General features: G+C 55.8%; 1 protein-coding gene. It reads left to right on the top strand.

What is annotated here, in order from left to right:
* Window positions 1-214 precede the first annotated feature (214 nt).
* Entirely contained in the window at window positions 215-544 is a 330-nt protein-coding gene (locus ABNX41_RS21935; protein ID WP_438671794.1) for an Arc family DNA-binding protein, read from the top strand.
* The last annotated feature ends 51 nt before the right edge of the window (window positions 545-595 follow it).

Here is a 595-nt window from a genome sequence, read left to right as displayed (position 1 = left end):
CGCCATCTTCTCTTGAAGCAACAGAATGATCCGGGCGTTCTCCGAGATCCCTGCCGCATCAGCCGTTTCCTGGACCCACCGCTTCACCCGCAGGGGCATCCGCAACGTCGTCCGGGTTGTTTCGGCTCTCTGGTTCATGTATCTCCGTTTCGACGTCATTGTGACGCCAAGTTATAGTGACGCCACTTTGGCGTCAATCGGAAAGTGACGCCAGATGGACGCCAATGACGATACTAAGCGGACCACCCTCCGCCTCCCCCAGTATCTCTATGATCGCATCGAAGCGGCGGCGGCTAAGAATAACCGCAGCTTAAATGCTGAAATCATTCACACTCTCGAATACGAATATCAGCCAGAACCTGACGAGGCGGTGCAACTGCTGGAGGATGAGATTGCACGGCTGAAGACTGACCCTGATACCAACCACAACATGATTCAGATACTCGGCGCCGCGAAGGAAATATGGGCGCGCAGGGCACGCCTGGCAGAGAGAAGGAAGCGTAAGCTAGAGTTAGGCGCCGGAGGGGAAAAAGGCCATGACTGATGGTCCTTTCATCTGGGTTGGTTAGGCCTCCGGTTGCGCTGGAACGCTTCC

The organism is Pseudogemmobacter sonorensis, assembly GCF_042762395.1.
Lineage (GTDB): Bacteria > Pseudomonadota > Alphaproteobacteria > Rhodobacterales > Rhodobacteraceae > Pseudogemmobacter > Pseudogemmobacter sonorensis.
The sequence above is the reverse complement of the archived record's forward strand: the minus strand, read 5'-3'. Positions and strand labels throughout refer to the sequence as shown.